This window comes from Pseudonocardia petroleophila (assembly GCF_014235185.1).
GTDB classification, from domain to species: domain Bacteria; phylum Actinomycetota; class Actinomycetes; order Mycobacteriales; family Pseudonocardiaceae; genus Pseudonocardia; species Pseudonocardia petroleophila.
Genome location: NZ_CP060131.1, coordinates 1,869,553 through 1,884,136, shown reverse-complemented (window position 1 = coordinate 1,884,136; position 14,584 = coordinate 1,869,553). Strand labels below are relative to the sequence as shown.

General features: G+C 73.2%; 14 protein-coding genes and 1 tRNA gene. 9 read left to right on the top strand and 6 right to left on the bottom strand.

Going from position 1 to position 14,584, the window contains the following annotated elements:
* Positions 1 to 14: 14 nt before the first annotated feature.
* Together H6H00_RS09505 and H6H00_RS09500 are read left to right on the top strand one after the other, a co-directional pair.
* Positions 15 to 1,250, top strand: a complete 1,236-nt coding sequence (locus H6H00_RS09505) for an acyl-CoA dehydrogenase family protein (RefSeq protein WP_185720932.1) — start codon at positions 15 to 17, stop codon at positions 1,248 to 1,250.
* Between the two features lie 52 nt (positions 1,251 to 1,302).
* On the top strand, positions 1,303 to 1,887 hold the full coding sequence (locus tag H6H00_RS09500) for a TetR/AcrR family transcriptional regulator (protein ID WP_185720931.1): 585 nt from the start codon (positions 1,303 to 1,305) through the stop codon (positions 1,885 to 1,887).
* Here the strand turns inward: H6H00_RS09500 and H6H00_RS09495 are convergent.
* Complete coding sequence (locus tag H6H00_RS09495; protein WP_185720930.1) at positions 1,877 to 2,842, bottom strand: ABC transporter substrate-binding protein; 966 nt, start codon at positions 2,840 to 2,842, stop codon at positions 1,877 to 1,879. The genes H6H00_RS09500 and H6H00_RS09495 overlap by 11 nt on opposite strands.
* Positions 2,843 to 2,997: 155 nt before the next feature.
* Here H6H00_RS09495 and H6H00_RS09490 point away from each other — a divergent pair, with 155 nt between their 5' ends.
* Positions 2,998 to 4,035 (top strand): alpha/beta hydrolase, encoded by a 1,038-nt coding sequence (locus H6H00_RS09490; protein ID WP_185720929.1) that lies wholly within the window; start codon positions 2,998 to 3,000, stop codon positions 4,033 to 4,035.
* Between the two features lie 60 nt (positions 4,036 to 4,095).
* On the opposite strand, the gene H6H00_RS09485 is transcribed toward H6H00_RS09490, so the two are convergent.
* Positions 4,096 to 4,740, bottom strand: a complete 645-nt coding sequence (locus H6H00_RS09485; protein ID WP_185720928.1) for a dihydrofolate reductase family protein — start codon at positions 4,738 to 4,740, stop codon at positions 4,096 to 4,098.
* 144 nt (positions 4,741 to 4,884) lie between these two features.
* A tRNA-Gly gene (locus H6H00_RS09480) sits at positions 4,885 to 4,955 on the bottom strand.
* Between the two features lie 186 nt (positions 4,956 to 5,141).
* On the opposite strand from H6H00_RS09480, the gene H6H00_RS09475 reads away from it, so the two are divergent.
* Complete coding sequence (locus tag H6H00_RS09475; RefSeq protein WP_185720927.1) at positions 5,142 to 6,326, top strand: UDP-N-acetylglucosamine 2-epimerase; 1,185 nt, start codon at positions 5,142 to 5,144, stop codon at positions 6,324 to 6,326.
* Positions 6,327 to 6,335: 9 nt separating this feature from the next.
* Positions 6,336 to 6,917 (top strand): dCTP deaminase, encoded by a 582-nt coding sequence (dcd, locus tag H6H00_RS09470; RefSeq protein ID WP_185720926.1) that lies wholly within the window; start codon positions 6,336 to 6,338, stop codon positions 6,915 to 6,917.
* Positions 6,918 to 6,923: 6 nt separating this feature from the next.
* Here dcd and H6H00_RS09465 read toward each other — a convergent pair whose 3' ends face one another.
* Together H6H00_RS09465 and H6H00_RS09460 are read right to left on the bottom strand one after the other, a co-directional pair.
* Entirely contained in the window at positions 6,924 to 7,712 is a 789-nt protein-coding gene (locus tag H6H00_RS09465) for an ABC transporter permease (protein WP_185720925.1), read from the bottom strand.
* Complete coding sequence (locus tag H6H00_RS09460; protein ID WP_185720924.1) at positions 7,709 to 8,656, bottom strand: ABC transporter ATP-binding protein; 948 nt, start codon at positions 8,654 to 8,656, stop codon at positions 7,709 to 7,711. The genes H6H00_RS09465 and H6H00_RS09460 overlap by 4 nt, the downstream gene beginning before the upstream one ends.
* A 115-nt stretch (positions 8,657 to 8,771) precedes the next feature.
* Between H6H00_RS09460 and H6H00_RS09455 the strand changes: the two genes are divergently transcribed.
* Genes H6H00_RS09455 through H6H00_RS09445 form a run of 3 tightly spaced genes read left to right on the top strand, consistent with a single transcriptional unit; the run spans position 8,772 to position 11,508 of the window.
* On the top strand, positions 8,772 to 9,950 hold the full coding sequence (locus tag H6H00_RS09455; protein ID WP_185720923.1) for a histidine kinase: 1,179 nt from the start codon (positions 8,772 to 8,774) through the stop codon (positions 9,948 to 9,950).
* Positions 9,947 to 10,558, top strand: a complete 612-nt coding sequence (locus tag H6H00_RS09450) for a response regulator transcription factor (protein WP_185720922.1) — start codon at positions 9,947 to 9,949, stop codon at positions 10,556 to 10,558. Before H6H00_RS09455 ends, H6H00_RS09450 begins: the two co-directional genes overlap by 4 nt.
* A 29-nt stretch (positions 10,559 to 10,587) precedes the next feature.
* Positions 10,588 to 11,508 carry a hypothetical protein gene (locus tag H6H00_RS09445; RefSeq protein ID WP_185720921.1) on the top strand — a complete coding sequence of 307 codons (921 nt, stop codon included), beginning with the start codon at positions 10,588 to 10,590 and terminating at the stop codon, positions 11,506 to 11,508.
* 25 nt (positions 11,509 to 11,533) lie between these two features.
* Here the strand turns inward: H6H00_RS09445 and H6H00_RS09440 are convergent, their stop codons facing one another.
* On the bottom strand, positions 11,534 to 13,891 hold the full coding sequence (locus tag H6H00_RS09440; RefSeq protein WP_185720920.1) for a (Fe-S)-binding protein: 2,358 nt from the start codon (positions 13,889 to 13,891) through the stop codon (positions 11,534 to 11,536).
* Between the two features lie 430 nt (positions 13,892 to 14,321).
* Here H6H00_RS09440 and H6H00_RS09435 point away from each other — a divergent pair, with 430 nt between their 5' ends.
* Positions 14,322 to 14,582, top strand: coding sequence for a hypothetical protein (locus tag H6H00_RS09435; protein WP_185720919.1), 261 nt, complete (start codon positions 14,322 to 14,324; stop codon positions 14,580 to 14,582).
* Positions 14,583 to 14,584 lie beyond the last annotated feature (2 nt).

Below are 14,584 nucleotides of genomic sequence, written 5' to 3'. Positions count from 1 at the left end.
CGCCGGAGGATCCCGTGCCCGTCTCGTTCTCCCTCTCCCCCGAGCAGGAGCAGCTCAAGCACGGTGCGCGGCAGTTCGCCGAGGCCCACCTGCGCGACCTCGCCGACGCCGTGCGCGCCGAGCCCGACCCGCTGCGCCGCGCCCTGCTCGCCCGGCCCGCGTTCGAGAAGGCCGTGGAGGCCGGGTTCCTCAAGGGGTTCGTCCCGGTGCCGTTCGGCGGGGCCGCGGGCGGCGGGGTCGACGCGGCCATCCTCATCGAGGAGTGGGCCGCGCACAGCCCCGACTTCGTCATCTCCATGGCCGGGCCGCTGATCGCGCTGGCGCCGGTCTACCAGGTCGGCACGCCGGAGCAGATCGAGCGGTTCGTCGCGCCGTTCCTGGCCGACGCCGGGGCGCCCGTCGCCGCGATGGCGTACTCCGAGCCCGGCGGCAGCGCCAACTTCGACCTCCCCGCGCCCGCCGAGGGCACCCGCACGACCGCGGTCGACGACGGCGACCACTGGGTCGTCAACGGGCGGAAGGCCTGGGCGTCGCACCTGCCCGGCTGGGACGGCGACGGCCCCGACGTCATGACGATCGTCTGCCGCACCCCCGGCGGCGTCTCGCTGGTCGTGGCGGAGCGCGAGCACCTCGCCGGGCACATCGAGGTGGAGCAGTACTACGACCTCCCCGGCCTGCGCGGCTGCCTCACCGCCCGGATCCGGCTGGTCGACGTGCGCGTCCCCAAGGCCAACCTGCTGGGGGCGGAGGGGCAGGGCGTCGAGCTCACCCGCAACGCGTTCGTCGGGAGCGGGGCGTCGATCGGGACCTTCGCCGTGGCCGCGATGCGCCGGGCGTTCGACGTGGCCCACCGCTTCGCCACCACCGAGCGCCGCGGCGGGGCCGTGCCGATCATCGAGCACCAGTCCGTCGCCGACGTCCTGGCCGACGCGAAGGCCCGGATCGAGGCCGTCCGCCTGCTGTCCTGGCGCGCGCTCGACGCCGCGCTGTCCGGCCACCCGTCCGGCCTGGAGTGGGCGCTGCACGCGAAGGTGTTCGGCTCCGAGACCGGTGTCGACGTCATCAACGACCTGATCAAGCTGGTCGGGGTGTCGGCGTACGACCACGACTTCCCGCTCGTCCGGTACCTCAACGACGCGCTGGCCTACCCCGTCATCGAGGGCTCCAACATCGGCGTCCGCCGCCGCCAGATGCAGGCGCTGCTGACGGGCGAAGGCTACGACGCCCTGGCCGCCTCCGGGATGAGCTGACGGCACCGCCGTCCCGCGACGCGGGACGCGCTGCGTCGGTACCGTCGGCCGGGTGCTGAGCCTGGACCGCATCCTGGAGACGGCGATCGCGCTCGGCCTCGACCGGTTCAGCGTGGCCGGGGTCGCGCGCGACCTCGGCGTCACGGACATGGCGATCTACCGCTACGTCCGCGGCCGCGACGACCTCTACACCCGGGCCGCGGCCCGGGCCCACGCCTCGTTCCCGCTCCCCCGGTCGCACCCGCAGTGGCGGGCGCACCTGCTCGAGGTGGCGGAGAACGCCTGGCTGCTCGCCCACCGGCACCCGGGCGTCGAGCGTTACCTGCTCGATGGGCCCTACCACCCCGAGACCCTCGCCGTGTTCGACGCGGGCATCGCCCGGTTGCGCGCCCTGCACCCCGACTTCGGCCCGGAGGAGGCGTACGTGCTGCTCAGCCGCGTCACCTCGGTGGCGCTGGCCGCCGCCGACAACGCGCTGAGCCGGCGCTACCAGGAGGACCCGGACCGGCCCGGCGAGCTGTTCGGCTGGACCGTGCGCGCGCTCGTCGACGGCATGGCCGGCCTGCTCGAGCGCGGTGACCTGCCGACGAACCGGGCGGCGCTGACCCTGGGCCCGGAGAGCGCCGTCAGCCCGTAGCGGCCTGCAGGAACGGCACCAGCCGGTCGACGCCGTACGGGATCGACAGCACCGACGGCGCCGACAGGGACAGGTCCGGCAGGAACTGCGCGCGACCCGCGCGGACGGCCCCGAGGTTCGCCAGCCCGGCGTTGGCCGCCAGCGCCTGCTCCGGGCTCCCGTCGATCGCGTAGATCAGCACGACGTCCGCATCGACCTGCGGGAGCAACTCGGCGGACAGCGCCGACTGCGTCTCCTCCGCGGGCAGGCCCGCGACGTAGGGGGTGTCGACGAACCCGAGCTCGCGCATCGTCGTGACGACCGTCGCCTCCCGGCCACCGACGTAGGCCTCGCCGGCGAGGACGTCGAGGTAGGTCAGCGTCCGCCCGGCGAAGGAGGGGTTCTCGGCCGCGACCTCGCGCAGGTGGTCCTCGGTCGCGGCGACCAGTCGTTCGCCCTCGGCCGCACGCCCGAGCGCCTGCGCGATCAGCCGGGTCGCGTCCTGCCAGCGCGGGGCGTACGGCGCGGCGCCCGCCGGCAGCGCGATCGTCGGTGCGATCCGGGAGAGGGTGTCGTGCTCGGCCGGGTCGCCGCCCGACCCGACGTTGACGATCACGTCCGGCCGCAGCGCGGCGATGGCCTCGAACTGCAGCTCGTTGCCCGCCGTGACGACCGGATCGGCGTCGCCCAGTGCCGCCTCCGCCCATGGGCCGACACCGCGCTCGAAGCCGTACCGGCTGTTGATCCCGACCGGCACGACGCCGAGCGCGAGCACCGCGTCCGCGTCGGAGGGACCGAGGGTGACGACGCGGGTGGGCTCCCGCTCGATCGTGGTGCTACCGAGCGCGTGCTCGACGGTGACGGGGAACGTGCCCTGCGGGGAGGAGTCCGCGACGGCCGCGCGTTCCCCGCCCGGCGTCGCACATCCGGCCAGGGCCACCAGGAGGGCCGCCGCACCCACGACGATTCGCTTCATGAGGTGAGCCTAACCAATAGTGTGACTTCCAAACAAGACGTCGCCCGCCGGCTCCCCCCGTCCCCGAACAGGTGAAAGCGGTCCGTTCGCGCACCGCCGCAGGTGGGGTCGCGTTGATCGACCGAGAGCTCCCCATCGAATAGTCGAGGATGTCCATGCGCCGTCGTATCGCCGTGATCGCCGCACTCGGTGCGGCGGCAGCCGCCACCATCGTCACCGCCCCCGTCGCCCTGGCCGACCAGGAGGTCGTCGAGGTCCCGATCTCGTTCACCGTCCAGAACACGAACACGACGTCGGTGCCGTGCGCCTCGGACGGCGCGGAGTACACCGTGCGGGGCACGCTCGTCGCCCCGCAGGAGGCCGTCGAGTCCGGCGGGTCGGTGTCGCTGCTCCTGCACGCGGTCACGTTCGACCAGGACTACTGGCAGTTCGACGGCGTGGAGGGCTACAACGTCGCGCGCCGGCTGGCGGAGCAGGGCCACGCCATCGTCGCGGTCGACCGCCTCGGCTACGGCTCGAGCGACCGCCCGGCCGGCCTCGCCACCTGCTTCGGCTCCGAGGCCGACGTCGCGCACCAGATGGTGGACGCGCTGCGGGCGGGGGACTACGAGCTGGACGAGGCGAAGGCCCCGGCGTTCGACCGCGTCTACCTCGGCGGGTCGTCCGTGGGCGGGCTGATCTCGAACCTGGCGGCCGCGCACTACGGCAACGTCGACGGCGTGCTGAACTTCGCCTGGGGCGACTTCGCCGCCTCCCCGTACGGCGTGGCCGAGGTCGCCGACGCCTCGCAGCGCTGCCTGCTCGGCGGCGACCCGGACGCGGAGCCGGACTACGCGGTCTTCGCGAAGGACTCGATCGACACCTTCTACTTCAACAGCGCCGAGCAGGCCGTCCGCGACGCCGTCCCGGCGCCGAACGCCGACCCGTGCGGCCAGATCCTCTCGCTCGGCCCGGCACTGGCGGTCGACACCGTGATGCTCGCCCGCATCGACGTGCCGGTCCTCGTCCAGTTCGGCGACGCCGACGCGATCTTCCCGCCCCCGGCCGCCGACCTGCAGGCCGCCCGCTACCTGGGCAGCCCCGAGGTCACGAAGTCGATCATCGCGGACGCGTCGCACTACCCGGTGCTGGAGGCGAACCACGACCAGGTCGTCGACGACGTCGACGCCTGGCTGGACGCCCGCGCCGGCTGATCCCGCCACGCCACGACGACCGCACCCCCGCGCACACCGAGTGCGCGGGGGTGCGGCGTCTCAGACCTGCGCCTTCCGGTTCCAGAGCTGGTGGGTCAGACCGCTCGGCGAGGCGATCGACTCGACGGTGAAGCGGTCCTCGACGCCGCTCACCCCGTCCCACAGGGACACCCCCCGGCCGAGGGTGATGGGCACGACCACCAGGTGCATGAAGTCGACCAGGTCGGCCTCCAGGAACTGGCGGACCGTCGACGGTCCGCCGCCGATGCGGACGTCACCGCCGCCGGCGGCCTCCCGGGCCAGGGCGAGCACGTCGTGCGGCGACCCGTCGACGAAGCGGAAGCTCGTGCCGTCGGCGAGGTCGATCGGCGGACGCGGGTGGTGGGTCAGGACGAACACCGGCGTGCGGAAGGGCGTCTCCTCGCCCCACCAGCCCTGCCATCCGTCGTCGGGCCACTCGCCGACCTGCGGCCCGAACTTGCGGCGCCCCATGATCTCGGCGCCGATGCCCTGCCCCCACAGCGTGGTCAGCGCGCGGTCGAGGGTGACGGGCGCATCGACCTCGCCGATCCCGTGGATGAACCGGCCGTCGAACCCCCCGAAGAGCCGCTCGGCCCCGCCGATCGGGTGGTCGAGGGTCACGTGCTCGCCCGCGGCGTAGCCGTCGAGCGAGATGTTCAGGTTGTGCACCCGGGTCCGGGACATGGTGACTCCTCGAGATCGCGTGGACCGCTGTCCCGTGGGTGGACCGCCGAGGACCGCAGGACTCATCGGCGGGATCCGATGGGGCACCGACGACGAAGGCCCAGTGCCGGAGGAGTGATCCTCTGACCTGGGCCTTCGTGTCTGAGCGGATGACGGGAATCGAACCCGCGTATTCAGCTTGGGAAGCTGATGTTCTACCATTGAACTACATCCGCACTGCGTGTCCCGACTCTAGCAGCTCACTGTGAGTGAGGACAGTTACGCATCGAGTACCACCATCCGGGTGGTACCTGCTCCGGATGCCTCGCCAGGTGGGATCCGGGCTCGACGGGTCGTGCCCCGCCGGTTCACACTGTCGGGGCCCCGTAAGGCCAGCTCCCCCGGCCGAGAAGGACCCGAGCATGACCCGGATCGAACCACCCCTGGGCCCGCTCCCGGATCAGGACCACGACCACGACGTCCTGTTGATCGCCGGCAGCCGCCCCGAGGTCGCCCGCCTCGCCCCCGTGGCCACGGCGTTCAACGACGCCGACCGCATCCGTGCGCTCACGATCGCCACGGGCGTCGACCCGATGGGCGTGCACGAGGCGTTCGAGGCCCTCGGCGTGCCCGCCGACGTCACGCTGCTGCTGCGGGAGCCGCCCGGGGAGCACCCGGCCGCGGTCGGCGCGATGCTGATGACCCGGATCGACGAGCTGCTCGTCGACCTCGACCCCTCCGCGGTGATGGTCTACGGCGGCGGGATGACGGCGGCGATGGCCGCCCAGGTGGCGTTCTGGCGCCAGATCCCGGTCGTGCACCTGCAGGCGGGGGTGGCCAGCGACGACCTGCTCTGCCCGTTCCCGCAGGAGGCCAACCGGCGCATCATCGGCCAGCTCGCCTCGCTGTTCCTCACCACCGGCGGCGCGGCGCTGGGGAGCCCGATCGGGCCGAACGCGATCCCCGTCGGCGACACGATGGCCGCCAACCCCCAGCCGGCCGACCTGCGGTTCGCCCGCCTGGTCCGCCGCGTCCGCGCGGGCGACTCGAAGCTGGTGCTGGTCGGTCTCGACCGGCCCGACTCCCTCGGCGTTCTCGCCGGGCTGCCCGACCTGCTGGACCGCGAGTCCGACGTCGAGATCGTCGTCTACGGCGAGCTCGCGGCCCACGGTGCGGCGGCACCGATCGCCCAGCACGACCGGGCCATCGCGGTCCGTGCGCTCCCGCTCGCCGAGCTGGTCGGCCTCATCGCCGCGGCCACGGTGCTCGTCTCCGACGATCCCGAGCTGGTCACCGACGCCCCGGGGCTCGGCACGCCCGCGGTGCTGGTCGACGGCCCGCACGTCGCGCAGCCGGGCGACTCGATACGGAGCATCCTCAGCCCGCGCGTGATGACCACGGTGCGGCAGGTGCTGGCCGTGTCGCCGAAGCACGAGACGGAGCCGTCGGACGGCAAGGAGGCGCAGCGCGTCGAGCAGGCCGTCGCCTGGATGTTCGGGCTCACGCCGTCGCCGGTGCTCGCCGAGCCGGTGGTGCCCGAGCAGGCCACCGCGGAGCCGGTCGTCCGCACCGAGGACGCCGACGAGCCGTCGAACACCGAGGCCTAGTCTGACCTCGTGCTCCTGTCCGACGGTGACCTGCTGAAGGAACTCGACGGCGGCCGGCTGGTCCTCGATCCCTGGGACCCGTCGATGCTGCAGCCCTCGAGCATCGACGTGCGCCTCGACCGGTTCTTCCGCGTGTTCCAGAACTCGCGCTACACCCACATCGACCCGGCCGAGCAGCAGGACGAGCTCACCTCCGCCGTCGAGCCGGAGGGCGACGAGCCGTTCGTGCTGCACCCCGGCGAGTTCGTGCTGGGCTCGACGTTCGAGGCGGTGACCCTGCCCGACGACCTGGCGGGGCGGCTGGAGGGCAAGTCGAGCCTCGGCCGGCTGGGGCTGCTCACGCACTCCACGGCCGGGTTCATCGACCCCGGCTTCTCCGGCCACATCACGCTGGAGCTCTCGAACGTCGCCAACCTGCCGATCACGCTGTGGCCGGGCATGAAGATCGGGCAGCTGTGCCTGTTCCGGCTGTCCAGCCCGGCGCAGCGGCCCTACGGCAGCGACGGCGTCGGGTCCCGCTACCAGGGGCAGCGCGGTCCGACGCCGTCGCGGGCGCACCTCAACTTCCACCGGATCGACACCCGGCGCTGACCCCGCTCAGACGCGCGGGTCCCAGCGGAACCGCCGCTGCGCGAGCACGGAGAACGCCGCGGTCCACGCGATCAGGCTGACGATCCCGGGCAGCGCCGCGGGCAGCCCCAGCAGGCCGGGGGCCCAGGTGCCGCCGGAGAACGCGAGCTGGGTCAGCAGCCCGATCGGGGCGCCGGGCACCAGCACGAGCGCCTGCCACCACGAGTCGACCGCCAGCATCGGCACCACGAACGCCGCGCCGAACATCAGGAAGAACAGCGGCAGCGTGGTGATCTGCGCGCGCTCCGGGGTCGGGGTGACGATCGAGGTGACGAACCCGGCGGTGACGCACACCGCGAGCCCCCCGGCGACGGCCAGCACCAGCGGCACCACGTCGGCCGGGAACGGGGCCCCGAGCAGCGTGTTGATGACCGCGTAGAGCGCGAGGTGCACCAGCGCGATCGCGACGGCCGGCCCGGTCGTGGCGAGCAGCACCCCCGTGTCGGACAGGCTGCTGGTGCGCATCCGCTTCAGCACGCGCGTCTGGCGCCGCGCCACCATCGTCTGAGTGATCGTGATGTAGACGCCCATCGTGAACGTCAGCACCAGCTGCAGGGCCGTGATCATCCCCCAGATCCCGGGCCCGGTCTCGGCGCCGGAGTCGAAGCTGAAGGCGAAGAACACCCCGAACGCGATCGGCAGGAACAGCGACGAGATCGCGGCGGTGCGGTTGCGCAGCAGCAGCCGCACCTCCGCGGCGCCCAGCGCGAGGACCCGCGAGGCGCTGCTCGTGGAGGCGGGGGCGGCGGTGGTCATGAGTGCTCCGATCCGGTGCGCACGGCGTGGTAGATGTCGGCGAGCGACGCCGGGGCCGCCCGCAGGTCGGACAGCCGCACCCCGCGTTCGGCCGCCCAGGTCAGGAACGCGGTGAGGTCGCCCTGCAGGTCCTCGGTGCGCACGCGGACGCGGTCGCCGTCGCGCTCCACCTCCCCGCCGACGACGGGCAGCTCGTCCGCGCCCGCCGGCAGCGTCGCCGAGAACCCCGACGGCTGCGCCGCGACGATGTCGGCGAGCGAGCCCGACACCGCGACGCGCCCCTCGTGCATGATCGCCACCCGGTCGGCCAGCGCCTCGGCCTCCTCCAGGTAGTGCGTGGTGAGCACGACGGTCCGCCCGGCGTCCTGCAGCTCCTGGATCGCGTCCCAGGTCCGGCGGCGCGACTCCGGATCGAGCCCGGTCGTCGGCTCGTCGAGGATCACCAGCTCCGGTGAGCCCCACACCGCCATCGCCAGGTCCAGCCGGCGCTTCTCCCCGCCGGAGAGCCTGGAGACGGCGACGTCGCTGCGCCCCGTGAGCTCGAAGCGCTCCAGCAGCCGCTCGGGCCGGTCCGGGCGCTCGACGAGCCGCTGCCACAGCTGCAGCGTCTCCAGCACCGTCAGCTCGTCGACGAAGCCGCCCTCCTGCAGCTGGATCCCCATCCGCGGCTGGAGCGCGGCGCGGTCGACGGCCGGGTCGACGCCGAGCACCGACACCGTGCCGCCGCTGCGCCGGCCGAACCCCTCCAGCACCTCCAGCGTGGTGGTCTTGCCCGCGCCGTTCGTGCCGAGGAGGGCGAAGACCTCGCCGCGGCGGACGTCGAGGTCGATGCCGCGCACCGCGTCGAAGTCGCCGTAGCTGACGCGCAGCCCGCGCACCGAGATCGCGGTGTCCCGCTCCGTCGGCCGCGGGACGGCGGCGGGTCCGGTGGTCGTCTGTGTCATGGCGACGAGGGTGCCGGGCGCGGGTGGGACCGCAGTAGTCCCGACGGTCACCACCGGGCATGACAGCTGTCATCGACCTCGCCGGTGCCGGCGGCCGCTCGGCTACGGTGGCCGCGTGGACAGCTCGCCGCCCGGGTTCGAGGAGCGCCGTGTGCGCACGGCCCGCCGGTTCGGGCGCATCGGCCTGGTCAGCACCCTGCTCTACCTGCTGCTGGTGCCGATCCCGCTGTTCCTCGGCGGCCTGCGGCCCGGGTTCGCCGCGATCATGGTCGTGCTCTACGTCGTCGGGTTCGGGCTGCACCTGTGGCGCATCCGCGAGCTCATGCGGTCGCTCGGCCGGCCGGCCGCACCGTGGTTCACGATCTCCGCGTCGGTGGTCGGGCTCGCCGTCACCGTCGTCGGGATGGGCAGCGGCGCGCTCGGCTTCACGTGGGCGCTGCTGGGCGGCGTGCTGCTCGGCGACGTCGTCGGCGGCCTCCGGGCCCGGGCCACCGTCGTCTGGGTGGTGGCGGCCACCGCCCTCACCGGCGTCCTCGGCTGGTACGTGACCGGCCTGATCTACCCGACGGATCCCGCCTCGCAGGCCTTCCGCGGCATCACGGTGGCCGTCGCGGTCACCTACGTCGGCGGCATGTGGATCCTCGACGTCGAGCGGCTGTGGTGGCTCAAGGCGGTCATCGACATCGACGGGGCACGGCGCACCGCCGCCGAGCTCGCGACGGCCCGCGAGCGGCTGCGCCTGGCCGACGACCTGCACGACATCCTCGGGCACGCGCTCGAGGTCGTCGCGTTCAAGAGCGAGCTGGCCGCACGCCACCCCGACCACGAGCGGGCCCGCGCGGAGATGGTGGAGGTGCAGCGGGTGGCCAGGGAGTCGCTGACGGAGGTGCGGGCCCTGGTCCGCGACACCCGCTCGATCGACCTGGTCACCGAGCTCGTCGGCGCCCGCGCCGTGCTCGACTCCTCCGGCATCGCGCTCGTCGTCCGCGGCGACCCCGAGACCGTCGGACCGACCGCCCGCACCGTGCTGGGCCGGGTGCTGAGAGAGGCGATGACCAACGTGCTGCGCCACGCGGAGCCCAGCCGGTGCACGATCGAGATCGACGTGGTCGACGGCGACGCGCGGCTCGTCGTCGTCAACGACGGGGCGCTGCCGGCCGCCGAGACCGACCCCGGCACGGGGCTCGCCGCCCTGGAGCGCCACCTCACCGAGCACGCGGGCCGCCTCGACGCCGGGCTCACCCCCGAGGGCACGTTCCGGCTCGACGCCTCGGTCCCCGTGGGGGCCCGATGAGCGCGATCCGCGTCGTGCTGGCCGACGACGAGTCGCTGACGCGCGGCGCGGTCGGGGCGCTGCTCGGGCTGGAGTCCGACCTGGAGATCGTCGGGGAGGCGGGCACCGGTGACGAGGCCGTCGTCGCGATCCGGGACCACCGCCCCGACGTCGCCGTGCTCGACGTCGAGATGCCCGGCCGCGACGGGGCCGAGGTGGCGCAGTGGGTCGCGGCGAACGAGCCCGGCACCCGCTGCATCATCCTCACCCGGCACGCCCGGCCCGGGGTGCTGCGCCGGGCGCTCGCCGCGGGCGCGGCGGGGTTCGTCACCAAGAGCGCCCCGGCCACGGTCCTCGCCGACGTCATCCGCCGCGTGCACCGCGGCGGCCGCTACGTCGACCCGGACCTCGCGATGACCGCGCTGATGACGGAGGACTGTCCGCTCACCGACCGCGAGCTCGACGTCCTGCGGCACGTCGACCCCTCCGGCACCGCCGCCGACATCGCCGAGCGCGTGCACCTCTCGCCGGGGACGGTGCGCAACTACCTGTCGTCGGCGATGCACAAGCTCGGGGCGGGCAACCGCTCGGAGGCGGTCGAACGCGCCCGCGACCACGGCTGGTTGTAGACGCCGCGCGTCCGTAGGGTCGGTGGGCGATGGACGAGCCGCGCGCACCCGGGGGACCACCCGTCCCGTGGAACCCCTCCCCTCCGCCCGCCCCGTGGACCGGCGACGTCCCGCCGCCGCCCCCGCCGTCGCGCGGCGAGCTCCTGTGGAAGCGGCTCACCCGCACCCCCCACGGCACGGCGGCGCTGGGCGTCGGGGCCACGGCGGTCCTGCTGACGCCGTTCTCCGGGTGGTCGCCGTGGCCGTGGCTGGCCGGGGTCGCGGTGCTGGTGCTGCTGGCCCTGCTGCGGGTCGACCGGCTGCTCGGGCGCTGGGTGTGGCCGCTCGGCGGGCTCGTCGTCGTCGCCGGGCTGATGCTGTCGACCACGCCGTGGGCCTGGGTGCTGGCCGCGAGCATCGGCGTGCTCGTCGCGGGGGTGCTGCGGCTGCCGCGGTGGCGGCTCGCCGCGGTGGGGGCGGTGCTGTGCGTCGTCAGCGGAGGGGCGTACGCGTTCGTCAGCGCGCAGGACGCCCAGGAGGCCGCGGAGGCGCAGGCCCGGACGCAGCAGGAGAGCAAGGGCCTGCAGGGCGTCCCGGCCCCGGCGCGGCTGCTCCCGGTGCTGCTCAACCGGCTGGCCTACGGCGACCGCCCCGAGGCCCCCGGCGCGGTGTGCGACAACCTGCTCGCCGAGGCCGCCCGCACCGCGTTCACCGCGTCCGTGCGGGCCCCCGACTGCGTCGCGGCGGTGCAGACCGTGACCGCCGGGATCACCGACCGGAACTCCTACGCCGACGCCGAGGCCCCGACCCAGGAGCAGGGTGACGGCCTCGTCGTCGACGCCTGCGAGCTGACCTGGGACGACGGCGTCGCCGGCCCGCAGCTCGGGGTGCTCACGGTGGGCCGCGAGCCGACCGGCCAGAGCTACGTCGTCACCGGCTTCGCCCCCTGCGGAGCGCCGCCGGCCGGGTGACGGCCGGCGGCGTCCGCGGGGATCGTCAGCTCTGCGAGTCGCCCGCCGCGGGCTCCTTCTCCTCCGCCGGCGTGGAGCCGTCGGTGGAGTGGCCGTTGGACGAGGCGTCGCCTCGCTTGACCGCGGTGAGCAGCATCTGCGAGACGTCCTGGACCTGCATGCCCTCGCCGGAGCCCTCGCCCTGCTTCTGGGTGAGGCCGTCGGACAGCATCGTCTTGCAGAACGGGCAGCCCACCGCGATGGTGCCGCCCGCGGCCGCGCCGTCGGACCCGGCGACCGGGCCCGTCCCGTTCGCGCCCGCCGCGTTCAGCGTCGCCTCGCTCGGCGTCGCCGCGCCGGACAGGGTGGCGATGGCCTCCTCGGTGCGGTTGACGTTGACCCGCTGCCCGATCCGCTCCTCCATCCACATCTGCGCACCACCGGCGCCGCAGCACATGGAGCGGTCGGCGTGACGCGGCATCTCGGTCAGCGTGGCGACCGCGCCGACGAGCTCGCGCGGCTCCTCGTAGACCTCGTTGTGCCGGCCCAGGTAGCACGGGTCGTGGTAGGTCACCGGCGCGAGCGCGTCCTCGGCCGGGGCGGCGACCGGCACGAGCTTGCCCTCGCGGACGAGCTTGTTGAGCAGCTGGGTGTGGTGGATGACCTCGTAGTGCCCGTCGAGCTGCGGGTACTCCCGGCCCAGGGTGTTGAGGCAGTGCGGACACGTGGTGACGATCTTGCGGGTGCCCGCCTCACGGCCCTCGAACACCGCGTTGAGGACCTCGACGTTCTGCTGGGCCAGCATCTGGAACAGGAACTCGTTGCCCGAGCGCCGCGCCGGGTCACCGGTGCAGGTCTCCTCCGGCCCCAGCACGGTGTAGGTCACCCCGGCCCGGTGCAGCAGCTCCGCGGTGGCCTGCACGGTCTTCTTCGCGCCGTCGTCGAACGCCCCGGCACACCCGATCCAGAACAGGTACTCCGTCTCCGGGGCCAGCTCCCCGTCGAACACGTTGACGGTGAACCCGAGCTTCTTCGTCCAGTCCAGGCGCTCCTTGGCGTTCTGCCCCCAGGGGTTGCCCTTGTTCTCCAGGTTCTTGAACAGCGTGCCCAGCTCGGAGGGGAACTCCGACTCGATCAGCACCTGGTTGCGGCGCATGTCGACGATGTGGTCGACGTGCTCGATGTCGACCGGGCACTGCTCCACGCACGCCCCGCAGGTCGTGCACGCCCACAGCACGTCCGGGTCGATGACCCCGCCCTGCTCCGCGGTGCCGACCAGCGGGCGCAGCGCCTGCTCCGGCCCGGACCCGCGGACCCGCTCGAACCCCGACTCCGGCACGCCGTGCCCGGGGTGGGCGTCCAGGCCCGCGGCCCAGTCGATCGAGCCCTCCTCGGGCATGTCCCGGCCACCGATCATGTACGGCGCCTTCGCGTTCATGTGGTCGCGCAGGTCCATGATCAGCAGCTTCGGCGACAGCGGCTTGCCGGTGTTCCACGCCGGGCACTGGGACTGGCAGCGACCGCACTCGGTGCAGGTCGCGAAGTCCAGCATGCCCTTCCAGGTGAAGTCCTCGATCCGGCCGCGGCCGAAGACGTCGTCCTCGCCCGGGTCCTCGAAGTCGATCTTCTTGCCGTTGGACTCCATCGCCGGCAGCGGGCCCAGCGCCTTCGGGAACCGCTTGGCCGAGACGTTGATCGGCGCGGTGAAGATGTGCAGGTGCTTGCTGTAGGCGATGATCACCGTGAAGACCAGCATCACGCCGATGTGCAGCAGCAGACCGACGCTCTCGACGACCTCCAGCACCGGCTCGGACAGGCCCGTGAACAGCTGCCCCAGCCCGATCGACGCCCACGCACCGCTCTCGTAGGGCAGGTAGCCCAGCGCCGAGGCCGCGGCCCGGTAGAGGAACAGCGTCCACAGCACGTTGAAGATCATGAACAGGATCAGCCACGCACCGCCGGTGTGGCTGCCGTAGAACCGCGACTCCCGCGCCTTGCGCTCCGGGGCGTTGCGCACCCGGATCACCGAGAACACGCCCAGCGAGATCAGCGCCAGCACCGCGATCGTGTCCTGCAGGAACCCCAGCACCGGCCAGGTCCCGATCAGCGGGATCGCGAAGTCCGGCACGAACAGCGCGCCGTAGGCCTCGAGGTAGACCGTGATCAGGATGACGAAGGCGTAGAAGGTGAACAGGTGCGCCAGACCCGGCACCGACCACTTCAACAGCTTGCGCTGCCCGAACACCTCGACGAACTGCGCCCGGATCCGCTGGTTCAACCCGTCGGTCCGGTCGTTCGCCGGCTGACCCGACGAGATCAGCTTGTAGATCCACAGCGCCCGACGGCCCGAGACCGCCAACGCGATCACGGTCATCGCCAAGCCGATGATCAGTCTCACAACCACGGGTGTTCCTCCCAGAACTGGTCCGCGAGTGGTGGATCGCGGGCCGTTGCGCAGCAGACTAACCCGCCGTCACCTGCTCCGACGGGGTCCGGACCGCGCATGAACTTACCCGCCGGTAACAGTCACCGCGGGGGCGGCACGGGTGAGAAGGCTCGCACGACCGGCCCGCCGGCCGGATCGGACGCGCCGACACGCACCGGACGTGGCGCACCCGGGGGTACCGCCGAACGGCGGGTGACGACCGCGGGCCCGGTCGCCCGCCGTGAGATCCGTGTGTGCGCCTGCGAACAGCCGCGCCCGGACGGGCCGTAACCGGGCGTGCACCCTAGGATTGTCCGGTGACTCGTGTTTCACTCGGTGCCGGGCTGTGCCGGACGGTGCCGCCTGCCCGCACTGGGACGTGCACGCCCCACGAACGGGAGGAGTCGCCGTGATCGATCCAGAACTGTTCGCGCTCGCGCAGGGCGGAGTGGGCACCGGGGGACTGCAGACCTGGATCCAGGAGAACGTCGTTCCTCTGGTCCTCCTGGGGATCGCCGTCATCCTGCTGTGGATCGGCGGCCGCGGCGACAACGCCGGCGTCGCCCGCCGGAGCGTCGGCCTGATCATCGGTCTGGTGGCGCTGGGCATCGCCGTGTCCGGGAACGGACCGCAGATCGGCAGCTTCCTGGCCAGCCTCCTCACCGGGTGACG